12 protein-coding genes are annotated in these 16,959 nt (G+C 61.1%); 5 read left to right on the plus strand and 7 right to left on the minus strand.

What is annotated here, in order from left to right:
• Positions 1 to 5 precede the first annotated feature (5 nt).
• The 5 genes from B0G76_RS10280 to B0G76_RS42825 form a co-directional block, all read right to left on the minus strand.
• Positions 6 to 1,382, minus strand: a complete 1,377-nt coding sequence (locus B0G76_RS10280) for a Fic family protein (RefSeq protein WP_259460538.1) — start codon at positions 1,380 to 1,382, stop codon at positions 6 to 8.
• A gap of 427 nt (positions 1,383 to 1,809) precedes the next feature.
• Positions 1,810 to 2,853, minus strand: coding sequence for a GDP-mannose 4,6-dehydratase (gmd, locus tag B0G76_RS10285; RefSeq protein WP_120291833.1), 1,044 nt, complete (start codon positions 2,851 to 2,853; stop codon positions 1,810 to 1,812).
• Between the two features lie 52 nt (positions 2,854 to 2,905).
• On the minus strand, positions 2,906 to 3,637 hold the full coding sequence (locus B0G76_RS10290) for an SGNH/GDSL hydrolase family protein (protein WP_120291835.1): 732 nt from the start codon (positions 3,635 to 3,637) through the stop codon (positions 2,906 to 2,908).
• Complete coding sequence (locus tag B0G76_RS10295) at positions 3,634 to 4,722, minus strand: acyltransferase (protein ID WP_120291837.1); 1,089 nt, start codon at positions 4,720 to 4,722, stop codon at positions 3,634 to 3,636. Before B0G76_RS10295 ends, B0G76_RS10290 begins: the two co-directional genes overlap by 4 nt.
• A gap of 349 nt (positions 4,723 to 5,071) precedes the next feature.
• On the minus strand, positions 5,072 to 5,227 hold the full coding sequence (locus B0G76_RS42825; protein WP_183082020.1) for a hypothetical protein: 156 nt from the start codon (positions 5,225 to 5,227) through the stop codon (positions 5,072 to 5,074).
• 191 nt (positions 5,228 to 5,418) lie between these two features.
• On the opposite strand from B0G76_RS42825, the gene B0G76_RS10300 reads away from it, so the two are divergent.
• From B0G76_RS10300 to B0G76_RS10310, 3 genes are all read left to right on the plus strand, one after another.
• Entirely contained in the window at positions 5,419 to 7,620 is a 2,202-nt protein-coding gene (locus B0G76_RS10300; RefSeq protein WP_120291839.1) for a hypothetical protein, read from the plus strand.
• A 72-nt stretch (positions 7,621 to 7,692) separates the two neighbouring features.
• The gene (locus B0G76_RS10305) at positions 7,693 to 9,159 is read left to right on the plus strand and encodes a flippase (RefSeq protein ID WP_120291841.1); all 1,467 of its coding nucleotides are present in this window, start codon (positions 7,693 to 7,695) and stop codon (positions 9,157 to 9,159) included.
• A complete protein-coding gene (locus B0G76_RS10310; protein WP_120291843.1) occupies positions 9,156 to 11,603 on the plus strand; it encodes a glycosyltransferase family 4 protein in 2,448 nt (815 codons plus the stop codon). The genes B0G76_RS10305 and B0G76_RS10310 overlap by 4 nt, the downstream gene beginning before the upstream one ends.
• A 134-nt stretch (positions 11,604 to 11,737) precedes the next feature.
• On the opposite strand, the gene B0G76_RS10315 is transcribed toward B0G76_RS10310, so the two are convergent.
• Entirely contained in the window at positions 11,738 to 12,958 is a 1,221-nt protein-coding gene (locus B0G76_RS10315) for an acyltransferase (RefSeq protein WP_120291844.1), read from the minus strand.
• Between the two features lie 244 nt (positions 12,959 to 13,202).
• Between B0G76_RS10315 and B0G76_RS42830 the strand changes: the two genes are divergently transcribed.
• Positions 13,203 to 13,346: a hypothetical protein gene (locus B0G76_RS42830; RefSeq protein WP_167346791.1), complete on the plus strand. Its 144-nt coding sequence runs from the start codon at positions 13,203 to 13,205 to the stop codon at positions 13,344 to 13,346.
• Positions 13,347 to 13,662: 316 nt separating this feature from the next.
• Positions 13,663 to 14,580 (plus strand): UTP--glucose-1-phosphate uridylyltransferase GalU, encoded by a 918-nt coding sequence (galU, locus tag B0G76_RS10320; protein WP_120291846.1) that lies wholly within the window; start codon positions 13,663 to 13,665, stop codon positions 14,578 to 14,580.
• A gap of 166 nt (positions 14,581 to 14,746) precedes the next feature.
• On the opposite strand, the gene B0G76_RS10325 is transcribed toward galU, so the two are convergent.
• Positions 14,747 to 16,915 (minus strand): malate synthase G, encoded by a 2,169-nt coding sequence (locus B0G76_RS10325; RefSeq protein ID WP_120296288.1) that lies wholly within the window; start codon positions 16,913 to 16,915, stop codon positions 14,747 to 14,749.
• Positions 16,916 to 16,959 lie beyond the last annotated feature (44 nt).

Raw genomic sequence — 16,959 nt, forward strand, 5'->3', positions numbered from 1 at the left:
CGCCATCAGGTGGCACGACTGCCGTCGGCATTGAGAAGCCGGAACTCGGCAGAAGACTCTTCGAATGCGTGAGCGCTTCTCATGCTGGCTATGAGGCTTGCAACGTCGGCGTAATCGAATCCAGCGGACCAGGTGGCCATTCGCGACAAGGCGGTGATCAGTGGTTCCGGGCGCCCACTTTGCGTAAGGGCTCGCAAACAATCCACGAACTGCGGGTGGAAAAGCGTTGGGATGATGATTCGACAGCGTTCCCTGCGGGACAACTCCGCGTTCATGACCAGTCTGGACAGACGTCCATTGCCGTCCGCGAAGGGATGGACCTCCGCGACGAGGAAGAGATAGTAGATTGCCCGTGCCATACCTTCAGGAATTGACAGCGCGAGGCGCGATCCTTCGGCAAGGGTTCCGCGAACGTGGGATGGCTGGACAAATTGGGTCGTGCCCGCGTAGTTTGCCTCGAGCTTGAGGTTGCCAGGGTCGACCTCCGGTCTGCGTTCAAGCATGATTCGATGGCGTTCCTGAAGCACATCGACAAAATCTTGCCCGGCGGGTGGCACCATTGCCCGGGTATCGCTCCGATACGCGAGATTGAACACGCCGAGGATGTCATGCGAATCCTTGGGGCGTTGCGCGACAATCTGGTTACGCAGCACGATGCCTTCGGCTTCCTCCACGGAGAACCGGGTGCCCTCGACGTAGTTGGAAAAATACGATTCGAGAAAGGCGAAATGGATACGGCTGTTGCCTTGATCGGCTATGTCGGCGATATCCGGCAGTACCGTCGTGCGTAGCGCCGTGGCGAGCGAATCGAAAAGACGCATGCGCTCCATGTCGATGGGGGTGCCCTGGGCGATGGCCAACCCCGCCTTCGTTTTGAGAACGCCCTTTGAATGCGTGCTCAACAGCGCACCGATCAAACTGTTGAGTACGTCGTAACTGGTTTGCGCGCCGAGCGGTTCGACGAGTTCGCGAGCACGATCGCGAATCAGGTTGAGTCCCGCCTCCTTGCTCGCGTTAAGGCTGGTAATCAGGCGTTCTTCGATGTCATCGCGCGCAGCCCGGGTCGTGGCTGCAGCTCGACCGAGATTTTCGAGAAGCGCACGTTCTTGCGATGCCCAGTAAAGGTCGAGCGAACCAAGACGCAGGTCGCGAGGCTGCGGACCGGGGCCTTTCAGCAGCACCAGGGTAAGGCCCGGATAACGAATGCGCCGGTTGAATCGTGTTGGATGAGACAGCACGACTTCATCGGACGGCGTGATGCCGCCCGTCAATGCGCTGCGATGGGAGACAACGGCGCCAGGCACCGCATGTGCGGCGATTTTCTGCCAGCTTCGCCTGATTCGGCCAGCGACTTCCTCGTCGGTGCCCGGCTGGACGTACACGCCAGGAGCGACGCGTTTCAGATGGCCGTCTTTCGCGCGGCGCTGAAGGCCTCGGTCGAACTTCGGATCGCCGTCCGCAAACAGGATGTCGTCCGAAAGTCGTTTTTCCGCTAAAGAGAGGGGCATGTCGGCGCCAGAATGTCGCTATCGAGCTTGGATTGTACCTTTTTTGTCGTTTTTCAGCTAAGTTCGCTGTGAGGCGTTGGCGAGCGGATTTGTCGCTAACGCGCTAAGTTTGCAGCGGAAAATTTGAAATTTGTCGCAATTCAGCTAAGTGCGCCGATAGATTGTCGTTTTTCAGCTTAATTTAGGGCCGATTACGCTAGGCGAACCCGACAGGAAAGAATCCTGATTTCTCACCGGCCACGGACGCAAGGCTTTTCCCCACACTTGGAAAAACCCGAGCGCCGGGGCCGGACACGATCGCTCAGAACGTCTCGTGATGCTCGTTCCGGCCAAGATCCGCATGAACCATCATGTGGCACAGCTGTTCGAGCGTGGTTTCCGGCTTCCAGCCGAGCTTCTCGCGCGCCTTGTCGGCGCAACCGATCAGCAGGTCCACTTCGGCCGGGCGGTAGAACTTCGGATTCACGCGTACCAGCGTCTTGCCGGTGGCGACGTCGATGCCGGTCTCGCGCTCTTCCTTGCCCGACCATTCGAGCTGATAACCCGCGGCGGCGAACGCCATGCGCACGAAGTCGCGGACCGTCTCGGTGCGGCCGGTGGCGAGCACGAAGGTGTCGGGCTCATCGGCCTGCAGCATGCGCCACATGCCTTCCACGTATTCGAGCGCAAAGCCCCAATCGCGCTTGGCGCTCAGGTTGCCGAGTTCCAGCGCGTCCTGTTTGCCGAGCTTGATCTTCGCGACGGTGTCCGTGATCTTGCGGGTGACGAATTCACGGCCACGCAGCGGCGATTCGTGATTGAACAGAATGCCGCTGCTGGCGAACAGGTTGTACGACTCGCGATAGTTGATGGTCGACCAGTGCGCGAACAGCTTGGCGACACCGTACGGGCTGCGCGGATAGAAGGGCGTGTCCTCGCGTTGCGGCACCGCCTGCACGAGGCCGAACATTTCCGACGTCGACGCCTGGTAAAAGCGGGTCTTCGGATTCAGAATACGGATGCCTTCGAGCAGATTCAACGCGCCGATGCCGGTCACTTCGGCGGTCGTCACGGGCTGGTCGAACGAGACACCCACAAAGCTCTGCGCGGCGAGGTTGTAGAGCTCGTCTGCCTGCGCGCCTTCGAGCAGGCGCAACGTGGAACCGAGGTCGGTCAGATCGTGTTCGACCAGACGCAGATTCGGATGATCGAGCACGCCGAGCTCACGAATGCGCCAGAAGTTGACCGAACTCGTGCGCCGGTAAGTGCCGGTCACGTGGTAGCCCTTGTCGAGCAGCAGTTTGGTCAGATAGGCGCCGTCCTGTCCGGATACGCCGGTGATGATCGCTTTGCGTGGTTGGCTCATAGCTTGCCTTCGATATTGGTAAAAGAAAAAAGAAGCGCACTTGAAAAAAGCTTCAGAGCGTGCCGTCCAGCAGCCGCCGCACCAGCGGATCGACGACCTGAAAATCCTGTTCAGCCTTGAGCCGGTACAAATCCGGCTTCGGATGCGCGCCGTCGGACATCAGCGTCTTCCAGTCCGGCAGTTTGCTGACGTAAGCGAACTGATCGACGAGCGGCACCTGTTGTTCGGCGGCCACTCGGCGCGTCATCGCGACCATCGCGGCGAGCCGCGCGTTGAGGCGGTTGTCGGGCATCGGGTTCGAGGTCTGCAAAACCGGCTCTTTGCCGAGCGCGCGAGCGGTTTTCACAAGCGCCGTTTCGGCCGCGTAAAACTGCTCGGGCGTCTGGTTCTGCATGACTTCGTTGATGCCGTAGTTGATCAACACGATCTGCGCGGACGAAGCGGCGAGCCGTTCCTGCCACGGCAGGCCGGCCGTCGCGCCGGCGTGGCGACTGCCGATGCCGTCGCGCAACTGGCTGGCCATCGTGCCGCCCACGCCGTAGTTCGTGACGTGTACCCGGTCGCCGTGCCTCGCCTGCAACTCGTCCTGCAGATAAGCCACGGCGTTTTGCGCCTGCGGGCCGCAATGGCCGCCGCTGCAGGTAATGCCGAGCGTGGTCGAATCGCCGTAGGCATCCACCTGCACCTGCGCAGCCGGGCTGCCGGCACGCGCATCCCGTGCCATCGAAGCCAGCACCGGCAGAGCGGCCAATACGCACGCAGCGAGCCACGCGCGGCGCCTCATGCGCGGCTTTGCGGCGCTTGCGACGCCCCCCTCGACACGCTGCCGGCCGGCCCATGGGCCTGGCCTGCCGAGCCGAAGATCAAACGTTTTTCGAACGCGAACCACGTGATGCTGGCGTAGGCGAGGGTGATCGCGAGCGCGAGCGCCGCGGTCAGAAAACGGTTCAGATGCAGCGGCCACAGCGTGTACAGCACGCTCAGGTGAATCAGATAGATCGTGTAGCTGATGGTGCCGATATAGACCAGCACAGGGTTGCACAGCAGCCGCTTGACGATGCCCTTGCTTTGCAGGGCGATGACCACGACAGACGTGCACAGCACCAACGAAACGCTATACAGCGCGGCGTTCGAGAGCGGCGTATTCGCCGCGCGGAATCGCGGGTAATGCAGATGCAGCCATGCAAGCACGGCCAGCGCGGCAAAAAAGCCGAGTACGGCGAGGCCCTTGAACGGCTCGAGTGCATTGCGATCGCGCCTTACGGCAACCGCGAGCAGCGCGCCGGCCGCCAGCAGGTCCATGCGGAACGGCGTCAGGTAATAGATCGGCCAGAACGAATCGAACCAGGGCGTGGCGAGCGCGCGCAGCACCGGCACCAGAACGATCAATGCGGCCGCTACGTAGCCGAGCACGCGCTCAGGCAGCAGCAGAATCACGAACGGCCAGACAATGTAGAACTGCTCTTCAACCGCCAGCGACCACAGCACATTCAGGCTGTCATGGCCGCTCTGATTGAGCGCGTCGCCAATATTGGTCGCGAAGAACGCGTACCACTGCCAGTGCTGCGCCCAGCCGAAGCCGAACAGAATCGACGACACCACCATCAGCAGCAGATAAGGCGGCAGAATGCGCCGCGCCCGGCGTGCGTAGAAGTAACCGAAATACGACTGCTGTCGCGCCTTGCGTTCGAGCAGGATGCCGGTAATCAGAAATCCGCTCAAAACAAAAAACAGATCGACGCCCATCCACAGCGGCGCTTTCAGCGCGTGCTGGGCGAATACGGCGAGCACGGCGATAGCGCGCAAGCCGTCGAGCTGCACGATGCGGCGTGAGTGGGAAGGCGCCAAAGGCAGTGCGCTAGCTGTCATGAACCGTCCATGGTGTGAAGCGAATGAGCCGGGCGAAGGACCGCGCGAGCCTATCCCCGATCTAGAACAGGGCTTAAGAAGAAAACAGGGGCGCGCTCGCTTCGCGTCGCAACGGAAGTGCAATCGATTCTAGGGAAAATAAATTGGTGAAAAAACGGGAATGAAATAGATAAATGAATCAGATTGCAACAGGGTGTTTCGTTACCCATTCTCAATAGATTTTTATGCTTGTGTCTTGAGGGTGTCGCAATGCGTAAGAAGTGCCACCGGCATCCGTCAGAATCCGGCTGCATCGGTAAGGATGGATGCCATGGCAGGACTGGATGCAGGCATCCACGGGCATTTTCATTTAATCGATTTTTAAATCATTTTCTTTCGAATCGCCTAAGGCATCGAATATTTTTGAATTATTTTCGATTTTCGTTGCGGCGTTTTTTCCGCGTAATGTGAGCGGTGCGGATTGGGCGACCCGGGAGGGCGCGTGCGTCACGCGCTCAGTACTCACTTGATACTCATCTGAGTGACGGCTTTGCAGCGAGCCTGGCCTCAAAGCCTCGTCTTATACGTCGTGTCTTGCGCGAATCAGTCTCACGTTCTTACGTCGCTTCTAGCGGTTTCTGCTGTCACTTCATTGGATTTTGCACCCGTGCGGGCACTGTGCCCGATCGCGGCACGGCCCGGATTGGAGGAATTACTTTGGCCCGTTTCACGTTCAAAAGCTGGATTGCGGTACTTGCCTATGCGGCCGGATTGACGGCCGCATCGGTTAGCTTCACGGCATCCGCGGAAACCGTATTGAACGCGAAAAATTCCTGGATCGGCAACACCTTCGGTTTTGGCGACGGCACGTGGACGCAGATCAACATTACCGCGATTGCGGTCGCGCCCGACGGCAAGGTTTACACAAACGCGCCGTGGGACGAGAGCGGCGCCGAAGCGAGCGTCTATCAGAACGGCAAGATGCTCGGCTTCGCGGGCGGCACGCACGGTTGGGGTAACGGCGGTGGCAGCGCGATCGCGGTGAATCGTAAGTACGCCTTCGTGGCGATCGCCGTCGGCAATGAAAAAGGACGTCTGGTCGAGCAGGGTGTGTGGCCGGAGAAGGGCAAGCAATGGTTCGGTATTTCGCGCCGGCAGATCGCCGATCCGAAGCTCGCCGCGCCGTTCCAGCCGGCCGCAAAAAGCGCCGACCCGCATGCGCAACTGGCAGCCGGCTTCCTGATGATGAACGAAGTGCCGACCGGCACGAGCGCCGAAATCGGCGGGCTGGCGGCGAACGAGACCACGCTTTACGCGGCGAACACGGCGCGCGATCGCATCGAGGTGTATGACGCGGAATCGATGCAGCAGAAAACGACGTGGGACGTGCGCGAGCCGGGCCGCATTGCGCTTGCGCCCGATGGCACGCTCTGGGTGTTGAGCGGCACTCGCAACGACAAGGCGCCGCATGTGGAGCACTACACGGCCGCGGGCAAGCGCATCGACGAAACGCTCACGCTGCCCGCCGATACGGTCGCGGCCGATATCGCCATCGATGCACAAAGCCGCGTTCTGATCGCCGACAACGGCCCGCGTCAGCAAGTGCTGTTCTTCAGCAAGAGCAATGGCCGTTACGCGGAGTCGGGCTCGCTCGGCGAGCGCGGCGGCATTTTTAGCGGCGTCCCCGGCAAACCGGGACCGCAGCGTTTCAATGGTTTGACCGGCGTGGGCGTGGATGCGCGCGGCAACGTCTACGTGTCGACCAACGGCATCGGTCCGCGCTACGAGCCGATCGGCGCGGGCCTCGGCGCCATGCTCGAAAGTTATGCGCCGGACGGCAAACAGAATTGGCAGGTGCAAGGCCTGTTGTTTGTCGACGGTGCATGGATCGATCCGTCACGTCCGGATAGCGTCTATACGGGCAATAAACGCTTCGAACTCGATCTCTCGAAGCCCGCGGGTCAGGACTGGAAATACGCGGGTTTTCTGTCGAACCGATTCAAGTACCCCGACGATCCGGTCTTTCACACCGATCAATATCCGGGCTTGCCGATCGCTCGCAAGCTCAAGGGCCGCACGTTCCTGTACCTGACCGACATGTACGCGGACCACCTGAAGATCTATCGCTTCGATCCGCAGCATGACGGCGAGATCGCGATTCCTTCGGGCTTTATCGCCGGGCGCGAGCGAGCCGTCGCCAAGGTGCCGAATGCACCGCCGGGCGGCGACTGGATCTGGCGCGATGCGAACGGCGACGGCAAGTTCAACACGGACGAATTCACGCTCAATACGAGCGGCACGAAGCTCGCAGGCGGCTGGGGCTGGTGGGTCGATAGCGCGGGCGATATCTGGCGCACCCGCGATAACAAGGGCATTTATCGCTTCCGTTTCGGCGGCCTCGATGCGAAGGGCAACCCTATTTATTCGTATTCGAATCTCACGCAATACCCGGTGCCGCAACCGTTCACCGAACTGCATCGCGCGATTTACGAACCCGAGACCGACACGATGTACGTGACCGGCTATACGCCCGATACACCAGTGGATCGCGGCTTCTGGAAAGAGGTGGGCCGCATGCTGGTGCGCTACGACAAATGGTCGAGCGGCAATCCGGTGCAGCGCTATTCGATCACGCTGCCGTGGACCACGCAGACGAAACCCATCGCCACGATCATCGGCCTCACCGTCGAAGGGCAATACCTCTTCGGCGTCGAGCCGGTCGGCGCGGTGCATGTGTGGGACAAGGACAGCGGCAAGGAGATCGGAGTGATCCGTCCTGGCCCGGAAGTGGGCCGCGCATCGGGCTGGGTCGATGTGCCCAACGGCATCAGCGCCGCGAAACGCAGCGATGGTGAGTACCTCGTGTTCGTCGAAGAAGACGCGCGCGGGAAAGTGATGATGTATCGCTGGAAGCCGTGACGTCACGTCATGCGCGCGGCACAACGGCTTCCGAATGAATCATCAGGCAACTGAATTAACCCAAGGCATCCGATGGACAAAGGCATTCTCAAGAACGTAGCGATCAACTTCTTCGGGCTGGTGCTGCCGACCTTTGTCTCGCTCGTGACCGTGCCGTCGTATATCAAGCTGCTCGGCGTCGAGCGCTACGGCGTGATCAGTCTCGTGTGGACCTTGATCGGCTACTTCGGGATTCTCGATCTTGGCATGAGCATGGCCGCGCAGAACCACATCTCGAAGGCGCGCGCCTCGGGTGACAAAGGCGAGAGCGCACGCGTGTTCTGGAGCGCAACGTGGCTCAATCTCACGACCGGGGTGATCGGCGGTTTGATCATCTATTTCGGCGCGTTTCTGTACACCGCGTATTTCACCAAGGTGTCGCCGGAATTGCAGCACGAGGTCTATATGGCGCTGCCGTGGCTCGCGGTGGCGATTCCGATTGCCAACGTGTCATGGGTGTTCGCCGGGGCGATCAACGGCGCGGAACGCTTTGGCGTCTACAACACCAATCAGACCATCGGCACCTTCCTGTTCCAGTTGCTGCCGCTCGGCGCGGCGCTGTGGCTGGGCGCGACCTTGCAGAACGTGCTCGCCGCCGCGGTGTTCGCACGGATCCTGGCTGCGATTCTGCTGGGCCGTTCCGCGTTGAAAGTGCTGGAAATCCGCAGCATTCTTCCGCCGCAGCTCGGCGTGGCGAAGGGACTCTTCAACTTCGGCGGCTGGATGCTGATTGCGAGCGTCACCAACATGATCGCGGATTCGCTCGACCGCGTGATGCTCGGTACGAGCCTCGGCGCGCGTTTCGTGACCTATTACACGGTGCCGCAGAACCTCGTGACGCGCTTGAACATCGTGCCGACCGCGCTGGTGCGCACGCTGTTTCCGCGCCTGTCGGCCGTGGGCCGCGCGGATGCGGACACCATCACGCAGCAGTCGCTCGAATTCCTCAACGGCGTGTTCACCCCGGTCGCGCTGGTCGCGATGCTCGTGCTCGAGCCGTTTCTGCATCTGTGGGTCGGCAATGAGATTGCTACTGTTGCTGCGCCGGTGGGCCGGATCATGATCGTTGCCGTGTGGCTCGTCGGCCAGGCGAACGTCACGCGGATTCTGATCCAGTCGCAGGTCAATCCGGCCACCGCGGCGCGGGTCGGTTTGTTCGAATTGCCCTTGTTTGCAGGGGCATTGTGGTTCGGAATCACACATTTCGGGTTGACCGGCGCGGCCGTTGCCGTGGCCGGCCGGGCACTCTTCGATTACGCCTTGCTGCTGCGTCTGTCGGCGATTCGCGCGCGCCAGATCGCGCTCGACATGCTCGCCCACCTCGCTTTTCTGCTGGCCAGCCTGCGGCTCGCCAGCTTCCTGCCGAGTCTCGCATTGGCGATTGTCGCCGGCGTATTGATGGTCGGCGCGAACGTCGCCTGGTCAATCACGATGACACCCGCCTTGCGCGATCTTGCGCGTTCACTGCTGTTGCGACTGAATCCGAGGAAAAGCGCATGAACCACGAAGTCCTTGAAGAAGCCGTGCTGCAACCCACGACGCGCAGCGCACTGGCTGAACTCACCACCGTTCCCGGCGTTCAGGCGCCATCGCGCCACGCGGCGCTGCGCGGCGACAAGTCGGTGCGTGTCGCGATCGTGCACGACTGGCTCGTGACCTATGCGGGCGCCGAGAAGGTGCTCGAGCAGATCGTCGCGTGTTTTCCGGACGCGGACCTGTTCAGCCTCGTCGATTTTCTCGACGATCGCAGCTTCCTGCGCGGCAAGCCGGTCACGACCTCGTTCATCCAGAAACTGCCGCTCGCGCGGACCAAATACCGCACGTATTTGCCGCTGATGCCGCTTGCGATCGAACAGCTCGACGTATCGGCCTACGACGTGGTGATCTCCAGCAGCCACGCCGTTGCCAAGGGGATTCTCACCGGCCCCGACCAGGTGCATATCAGCTACGTGCATTCGCCGATCCGCTACGCGTGGGATTTGCAGCATCAGTATTTGCAGCAGTCGAAGCTAACTGCCGGTCCGAAGTCGGCGATGGCGCGGCTGATTCTGCACTACATTCGCAACTGGGATATCCGCACGTCGAATTCGGTGGACGGCTTTGTCGCGAACTCCGATTTCATCGCGCGGCGGATCAAGAAGGTCTATCAGCGCGAAGCGCAAGTGATCTTTCCGCCGGTGGATGTCGAAGCGTTTTCGCTCTGCACCGAGAAGGACGATTTCTATCTGACCGCCTCGCGGATGGTGCCGTACAAGAAGATCGATCTGATCGTCGAGGCGTTTGCGCGGATGCCGGAGCGCAAGCTCGTGGTGATCGGCGACGGCCCCGACATGCAGAAGATCCGCGCGAAGGCGGGGCCCAATGTCGAAATCATGGGCTACCAGCCGTTCAAGGTGCTCAAGGAAAAAATGAGCCGCGCGAAAGCCTTCGTGTTCGCCGCCGAAGAAGACTTCGGTATCTCGGTGGTTGAAGCGCAGGCATGCGGCACGCCGGTGATCGCGTATGGCAAGGGCGGGGCGCTCGAAACCGTGCGTGATCTGTCCGAGTCGCGACCCACCGGCATGTTTTTCGACGAGCAGAACGCCGAATCGATCATTGCCGCGGTAGAGCGTTTCGACCAGTACGTGAAGCGTTTTTCGCCGGTGGATTGCCGCGCGAACGCCGAGCAATTTTCCGCCGCTCATTTCCGCGAACGTTTCTTCGCCCACGTGCGGGCTTCGGTGCCGGCCTTGCGCTCGGCGGCGCTGCCGACGTATGTGCCTTATGTCGCCGAGCCGGGTGCCAACGCGCCTCGCATTCTCGCGGTGGACCAGAGTGGTGTGCTCGGCGGTGCCGAGCTATCGCTGCTGGAGATCGTCAAAGCCTTGCGCTCGCGCATCGAAGTCGTGCTGTTCGACGACGGCCCGTTCCGTACCGCGCTGGCCAAGGCCGGCGTGACCGTCAACGTGCTGGACGCCGGCGCCTTGCGCAATGTGCGCAAGCAGGGCGGTTCCTTGCCGAAGGGCCAGGCGCTCAAGGGCTTGATGTCGCTCGTGCGGGCCACCGCGAAACGCGCGCGCAATGCCGAGGTGATCTACGCCAATACGCAGCGCGCGATGGTGATCGGCGCGATTGCCGGCAAGCTCGCGAGGCGGCCGGTGGTCTGGCATCTGCGCGACATCGTGAGTCCTGAGCATTTTGGCGGCAAGCAGCTGGCGATCATCAAATGGTGCGCGCGCCTCGGCCTCACTCACGTGATCGCCAATTCGGCGGCATCCGCCCGCGCCTTCACCGAGCTCACGCGTTTCGACGAAAAGCGTATCGACGTGGTGTTCAACGGCATTTCCGCAGCACCGTTCGCCGCATTGCGCACGGTCCCGCAAGCGACGCTGCGCCGGCGCCTGGGCTTGCCGCAGGACGCGTTTCTGGCCGGCTCGTTCAGCCGCCTCGCGCGCTGGAAGGGGCAACACGTGCTGCTCGAGGCAATGGTGCTCAATCCGCAGATGCATGCGGTGCTGGTGGGCGCGCCGTTGTTCGGCGAAGAGGCCTACGAGATAGAACTGCATGCCTTCGTCCACACACACAATCTCGGCGACCGGGTGCATTTTCTCGGCTTCCAGCACGATATCCCGGCCTGCATGTGCGCGGTCGACGCGGTGGTTCATACGTCGATCACGCCGGAGCCATTCGGTCGCGTGATCGTCGAGGGAATGCTGGCGCAGCGGCCGGTGGTGGCGGCACGCGCGGGCGGCGTGCTGGAGATCATCGACGACTACGAAAACGGCGTGCTGTGCACCCCCGGCGATGCACATGGTCTCGCCGATACGCTCGCTGAATTGCGCTCGAACGACGAACTGCGCAACAAGTTGGTCAGGAACGGGTATCAGACGGCGCTGAGCCGGTTTGGGACTGCAACCTATGTGGAAGGTGTCGAGCGGATTCTGAAGCGCGTGGCGGGGCGCTGAAGGGCTTGCGCGGAGGGGATGAGGTTATTTGACGGAGGGGTAGGCAGGGACCTGGCCGGTCCCTGTCGTTAGCGCGGCGGAGCGAGAGTCTTGAGGGACTTCGCTCCGTTTTTTTATCGCACTGTGTGCCGCTCTCAGCCTTGCTTCATCGCACCTTTCGGCTTGAAACTCGCCGACCACTTCATCGCCGGCAATTCAACCAGCCGGTAGAACACATACGCCACCGGCACGGCCACCAGCATGTAGCCGAAGGACGGCCAGATCGACATTTGCAGCGACGAGCGGAACAGGATCGACGACAGCAGCACGAAGATCGGCAGATGGATCAGGTACAGCGAGAAGCTGAAGTCGCCGAGGCGCGACAAAAAACGCGTGCCCAGGCCGCCGGACTTATCGGCCTTATCGCCAACAGGCCGTTCAAGCGCCTTGTGCAGATAGAACGCAAAACCGACAGCCCACAACTGGAATGCACCGTACTGGCCAAAATGGAACGCCGCGCAGCCGAGCGCGACGAACGCCGCGGCCAGCACATAGAGCCAGGCCGACGAGCGCGCATCCGGTGTGGCGCGGGCCCGGGCGTCGGCGATCCACGCGCCGAGCGTCCACGAAAACCAGTAAGACGTGAAAAACTGGATATCGTGGCGCTCCAGCACATAGGCGGACACCACATTGATCGCGGCAACGATCGCCAGCACGGACGTCATGCCCAGACGCCGGCGCAGCGCGAATAGCAGCGGGTAGATCGCATATAACTGCACTTCGAGCGATAGCGTCCAGAGCGCGCCGTTCGATCCAAACGTCTTGCCGGCCACGCCTTGCAGCGAAAACAGGTTGACGAGGAACGCCTGCAGGCCGATCTCGCGGATCTTGTGATTGACCGGCGGCAACTGCAGGCTGACCCAGTCGAGCGCGAACGTGAGCACGAGCGCCGCCAGCAGCACCGGATAAATACGTGCGAAGCGGCGCACCCAGAAATTGCCGGTATCGAGCCGGTAGTCGGGATTTTTTGCAAGGCGCAGCGCGCCCCCGCGATGAATACAGTAACCGCTAATCACGAAGAAAATCGGCACGCCGGCCGAGCCCCACGCAATCGGAAACGTCAGATAGGCCGCAATCGTACTCAAACTGAAAGAATGGCCGACACTTTGATGAAAGGCTTGCATGCCGACCCATTCGACCTGGCGGCAATGAAAATACGCGACCAGAAGCGCGGCGAAACCCCGCATGGCGTCGATTACGTGTTCCTTGCCGGCGCTGTCGGCGCGCGCTTCGCTCTGGGAGCGCGGCGCGGCGGCCCGCCGTGACGGGGGAAGGGGCAGGGATGAGCCGGCGGCATCCAGTGCTGAGTCGCTCATGCGCGGTCCTTATTCTGAAGGAAGAGAAAGCCTATTCCCGGGCGCGCCATGCGCGCCCGCGGTGCATCACATGCTAGTGCACCGCGGCGGCAAAAAATCGCTAAAAAATTCTGTATCGAATCGAATTAAATGGCGGTTTTGTGACGAATTGTAATTGCGCATAAGCACATGCTACAACGAATTATTTGCCGGTTTTTTTTCGTGCTAATTTAAGGCACGGATTCTCTTGACCCGAGGTGAAGTCATGAACCTGCATTTACTTGCCGGCATTGCCGTGCTGCTGATCCTTGTCGCCGCCTCCGCCTACCGGGAGGCGTTACGCAACGAGCCGATCCGCCGTTTCCGCATCAACCCCGGCAAGCTGCCCCAACTCGACGAGAACGAATGAGTGGTGCCCTGGAGCGGCTGCGCGCGTCCGCAATGCTCGCCTGGACTCGCTCGAGGCAGCTCACTGCCCGCTTCGCCGGGTGCGTAAAATTTTCGGAATTTCCGAAAATAATTCGATTTGAATGCGTAATTGTTTCCTGATTCTGTTCCTGATGCGTGCCGCTATCTGGAAATCGAAAAAGTATCGATTTATTTATTCGAAGCGAAAAAAATCACGCATGAAATGAATTAATTTTTTTGTTAGCCTTTTCGGCGACGTTGAGTGGCCGCGAGGCCCGCGAACACACTAATCTCTAACCGATGTGGGAATGCCTACCATGCTGAAAGTCACCAAAGCCGTGTTTCCCGTAGCGGGCCTCGGGACACGATTCCTGCCGGCTACCAAAGCAAGCCCGAAGGAAATGCTGCCGGTCGTCGACAAGCCGCTGATTCAATACGCGGTTGAAGAGGCGATTGCCGCCGGCATCACCGAAATGATCTTCGTGACGGGCCGCAGCAAGCGCGCTATCGAAGATCATTTCGATAAATCCTACGAGATCGAAGCGGAACTCGAAGCGCGCAACAAGCAGAAGCTGCTCGATCTCGTGCGCAGCATCAAGCCGGCCAACGTCGATTGCTTTTATGTACGTCAGGCCGAAGCGCTCGGTCTGGGCCATGCGGTGCTATGCGCCGAGAAACTGGTGGGCGAGAGCCCGTTCGCCGTGATTCTGGCCGACGACTTGCTGCACAGCTCGAAGCCGGTGATGAGCCAGCTCGTCGACACGTTCAATCATTACCACAGCTCGGTGATCGGCGTCGAAACCATCGCACGCGAAGACAGCCGCTCGTATGGCGTGGTGGACGGCCGCGAGTGGGAAGACAATGTGATCAAGATGTCGGGTATCGTCGAAAAGCCGGCGCCGGACAAGGCACCGTCGAATCTCGGCGTGGTGGGCCGCTATGTGCTGATGCCGACCATCTTCAAGCATATCCGTGCGCTCAAGCCGGGTGCGGGTGGTGAGCTGCAATTGACCGACGCGGTGCAATCGCTGCTGACTGAAGAGCAGGTTCTCGCGTACCGCTACTTCGGCACGCGCTTCGATTGCGGCAGCAAGCTCGGCTATCTGAAGGCGACGGTGGAATTCGCGCTGCGTCATCCGGAAGTGAAGGCGGAGTTCGAAGCGTATCTGCAAACGTACATGCAGGCGAATATGCAGGCCAGCGTGCCGGCGCAGTACACGGCGGAAGCGGCCTGAGGGTAAGCGGTCGTCGCAACGGTTTCACGCAGAAGCAACGCGCAGTTCTATTGCGCAAATTAAAACGGGCGCCGCATGATGCGGCGCCCGTCTTTCTTTCTGGCTTTGATTGCGGCAGAGACGCGAGCCCAAAACCTTAGACCCAAGCCACGCCGCAAAAACTTCACTACGCCTTCTTCACTTCCAGCCGGAACTTATGCAGCAACGGTTCCGTATAGCCGCTCGGCTGCTGACGTCCTTCGAATACCAGCGCTTGTGCAGCCTTGAACGCCAGCGTGTCGAAGCCCGGCGCCATCGGCTTGTAGTGCGGATCGCCCGCGTTCTGCTCGTCGACTACCTTCGCCATGCGCTTGAAGGTCTCCTCGATCAAATTGCGCGTGACCACACCGTGATGCAGCCAGTTTGCAATGTGCTGGCTGGAAATACGCAGCGTCGCACGGTCTTCCATCAGGCCGACGTTGTGAATGTCCGGCACCTTCGAGCAGCCCACGCCCTGATCGACCCAGCGCACCACGTAGCCGAGAATGCCTTGCGCGTTGTTCTCGACTTCGCTGCGGATCTCGTCCGCGTTCCACTTCGCTTCGGCGACAACCGGAATCGTCAGCAGGCCGTCGAGCAGTTCGTCGCGCACCTTCGCGTAGTCCGTGCGTTCGAGTTCCTGTTGAACCGCCTGCACGTCGACTTGATGGTAATGCAGTGCATGCAGCGTCGCGGCGGTCGGCGAGGGCACCCATGCCGTGTTTGCGCCGGCCTTCGGGTGCGCGATCTTCTGTTCAAGCATGGCGTGCATCAGGTCCGGCATGGCCCACATGCCCTTGCCGATCTGTGAGCGGCCACGCAGGCCCGCGCTCAAACCGGCGAGCACGTTGCTGCGCTCATACGCGGTGATCCACGCGCTCGACTTCATGTCGCCCTTGCGCATCATCGGGCCGGCTTCCATGGCCGTGTGCATTTCGTCGCCGGTGCGGTCGAGGAAACCCGTGTTGATGAACGCGACACGTTCGGACGCTTCGTTGATACAGGCGAGCAGGTTGACGCTGGTGCGCCGCTCCTCGTCCATGATGCCCATCTTGATCGTGTTGCGCGGCAGCTTCAGCAGGTCTTCAACGCGCGCGAACAGTTCGCTCGCGAACGCGACTTCGGCCGGGCCGTGCATTTTCGGCTTCACGATATAGATCGAACCGGTGCGCGAATTCAGCTTGTGCTTGCGGTCGTGCAGCGCGCACAGCGTGGTGATGACGCCGTCGAGAATGCCTTCCGGAATCTCCAGGCCGTCTTTGGTCAGCACGGCCGGATTCGTCATCAAATGACCGACGTTGCGAATGAATAGCAGCGAGCGGCCATGCAGCTTGACCGGTTGGCCGTCCGCGCCGGTGTACTCGCGATCGGCATTCAGACGGCGCGTGAAAGTCTTGCCGCCCTTCGTGACTTCTTCCGTCAGGGTGCCGTTCATCAGGCCGAGCCAGTTGCGATAAAGCTGGACCTTGTCGTCGGCATCGACGGCGGCAACGGAGTCCTCGCAGTCGATGATCGTGCTTACCGCGGCTTCGACCAGCACGTCCTTCACGTGCGCCGAATCGGTCTTGCCGATCGAATCGTTCGCGTCGATCTGGATTTCGAAGTGCAGGCCGTTGTGCTTCAACAGCACGGCGGACGGTGCGCTCGGGTCGCCCTGATAGCCCATGAATTGCGCCGGCGTCTTCAGTTCGGTCTTGCCGTTTTTCAGCGTGACGACGAGCTTGCCGCCTTCGACGCTATACAGCGTGGCGTCGACGTGCGAGCCGTTCGCGAGCGGCGCGGCCTGATCGAGAAACTTGCGTGCATAAGCGATCACCGCGGCGCCGCGCACCGGGTTGAAGGCCTTCTGCTTGTCGGCGCCGTTGGTCTCGGGGATTGCATCGGTGCCGTACAGCGCGTCGTACAGGCTGCCCCAGCGTGCGTTAGCCGCGTTCAACGCATAGCGTTGATTCGACAGCGGCACGACGAGTTGCGGGCCGGCCTGTTCGGCAATTTCGGTGTCCACGTGGTCGGTCGTGGCTTTGACGTTCGCAGGCGACGGCACGATATAACCGATGCCTTCGAGGAAGGCCCGGTACGCGCGCAGATCGCGTACCGGGGCCGGATTGGCGCGATGCCAGGTGTCGAGTTCGGTTTGCAGGCGGTCGCGCTCGGCCAGCAGCGCACGGTTCTTGGGCGCCAGCTCGTGCACGAGGGCGTCGAAACCTGACCAGAATGCTGCGCTGTCGAGTCCGGTGCCGGGCAGGGCTTCCGTTTCAACGAACTGGTCGAGGTTGGCGGCGACTTGCAGTCCACCGCGCGGGTTCATCTGAGTCATCGACTGCTCCATCCTTGAATAGGACCGATGAGGGGGCATCGGTC

Origin of the sequence: Paraburkholderia sp. BL23I1N1 (genome assembly GCF_003610295.1) — a bacterium.
Classification (GTDB): Bacteria; Pseudomonadota; Gammaproteobacteria; order Burkholderiales; family Burkholderiaceae; genus Paraburkholderia.